The organism is Streptomyces piniterrae, assembly GCF_005048155.1.
GTDB lineage: Bacteria > Actinomycetota > Actinomycetes > Streptomycetales > Streptomycetaceae > Streptomyces > Streptomyces piniterrae.
Genome location: NZ_SUMB01000026.1, coordinates 1 through 1,789, shown reverse-complemented (window position 1 = coordinate 1,789; position 1,789 = coordinate 1). Strand labels below are relative to the sequence as shown.

2 protein-coding genes are annotated in these 1,789 nt (G+C 69.3%); both read right to left on the bottom strand.

Annotated elements, in window-relative coordinates:
- Window position 1 precedes the first annotated feature (1 nt).
- Window positions 2-898 (bottom strand): 2-hydroxy-3-oxopropionate reductase, encoded by an 897-nt coding sequence (locus tag FCH28_RS37845; protein WP_136744982.1) that lies wholly within the window; start codon window positions 896-898, stop codon window positions 2-4.
- 47 nt (window positions 899-945) lie between these two features.
- On the bottom strand, window positions 946-1,788 hold the full coding sequence (locus tag FCH28_RS37840; protein ID WP_136744981.1) for a TIM barrel protein: 843 nt from the start codon (window positions 1,786-1,788) through the stop codon (window positions 946-948).
- Window position 1,789: the final 1 nt, after the last annotated feature.

The window sequence follows — 1,789 nt, the reverse complement described above, 5'->3', positions numbered from 1 at the left end:
CTCAGCTTTCGGTGGTGGTTCCGGAGAGGCGTTCCACGCCGCGCAGGAGGGCGGAGTGGTCGAGGCCGCCGTCGCCTTGTGCGCGCAGGGAGGCGACGAGGCCGGCGACGACGGCGCCGACGGGCAGGGCGGCGCCGACGGTGCGGGCGGCGTCGGTGACGATGCCCATGTCCTTGTGGTGCAGGTCGATGCGGAAGCCGGGCTTGAAGTCGCGGTTTTTGAAGTTGTCCTTCTTGCGGGTCAGGACGGTGGAGCCGGCGAGTCCTCCGCCCAGGACGTCGAGGGCGGCGGGGAGGTCGACGCCGGACTTCTCCAGGAAGACGACGGCTTCGGCGCAGGCCTGGATGTTGATGGCGACGATGAGCTGGTTGGCGGCCTTGACGGTCTGGCCCGAGCCGTGGGGTCCGCACAGCACGATGGTCTTGCCGAGGGCTTCGAGGATGGGGCGGGCGGCGTCGAAGTCGGTCTGTTCGCCGCCGACCATGATCGACAGGACGGCTTCGATGGCGCCGGCCTCACCGCCGGAGACGGGGGCGTCCAGGACCCGGATGCCCTTGTCGCCGGCGGCCTTGGCCAGGTCGATGCTGGTCTGCGGGGTGATGGAGGACATGTCGATCAGCAGGGCGCCGGACTTGGCGTTGTCCAGGATGCCGTCGGGCCCGTAGGCGATGGCCTCGACCTGCGGCGAGGCCGGCACCATGGTGATGACGACGTCGGCGTCCTTGACGGCCTCGGCGATGGAGGCGGCCGCGGTGCCGCCGGCGGCGGCGAGCCGGTCGAGCTTGTCCTGCTCGAGGGTGAAGCCGGAGACCTGGTAACCGGCCTTGATCAGGTTCTCGGCCATGGGCGAGCCCATGATGCCGAGACCGATCCACGCGATCTTGGGCAGATTGCTCATTGGAAGTCCTCTTTCAAACAAACAGGTGGTGCGTCGGGCTGGGCGCGTCAGGAGGTGGCGGCGCGCAGGGGGGCCGGGAGCCATTCGAAGGCGCTGGCGCTGGGGGCGTCGCCGGGCTTGTATTCGAGGCCGATCCAGCCGCTGTAGCCGTTCTTCTTGAGGCGGTCGAGCAGCGCGGTGAAGTCCAGTGATCCGGTGCCGGGGGCGCCGCGGCCGGGGTTGTCGGCGATCTGGACGTGCGCGGTCTTGTCGGTGTAGCGGTCGATGACCTCGTCGAGGTCCTCGCCGTTCATCGACAGGTGGTAGAGGTCCATCAGGAACTTGGCGTTGCCCAGCCCGGTGGCGGCGTTGACCGCATCGACGATCTCGATGGCCTTGGGTGCGGAGACGATGGGGCACTTGGGTGATTCGGGCGCGTTGAGCGCCTCGATCAGCAGCGTGCCGCCCACCTCGCCCACCGCACGCGCGGCGAACGTCAGGTTCTCCAGCGCCAGCGCATCCTGATCCGCGGCCGCCACACCCTCGACGCGGTTGCCGTAGAGGGCGTTGAAGGTGGTGCAGCCCAGCGAGGTGGCGAACTCGATCGCCACCGGGACGTTGGCCCGGAACTTGTCCGACTCCGCACCCGGCACCGACAGCGCACCGCGGTCGGGACCCGGAAGCTGGCCCGCGTAGAAGTTCAGCCCCACCAGCCGCACCCCGGCATCGTTCAGCGCATCACGCAGCGCAGCCAGCTCGGAGGCCTCCGGGACCGGGGCGTCCACCCACGGCCACCACAGCTCCACCGCCGTGAAACCCGCCGCCCGCGCGGCCGCCGGCCGCTCCAGCAACGAAAGCTCGGTGAACAGGATCGACAGATTGACGTTGAAGCGCGTGTCCGTGAAACCCATA

Coding starts and splice junctions, on each gene's coding strand:
- FCH28_RS37845 (WP_136744982.1), bottom strand. CDS start 898: ATGAGCAATCTGCCCAAGATCGCGTGGATCGGTCTCGGCATCATGGGC.
- FCH28_RS37840 (WP_136744981.1), bottom strand. CDS start 1,788: ATGGGTTTCACGGACACGCGCTTCAACGTCAATCTGTCGATCCTGTTC.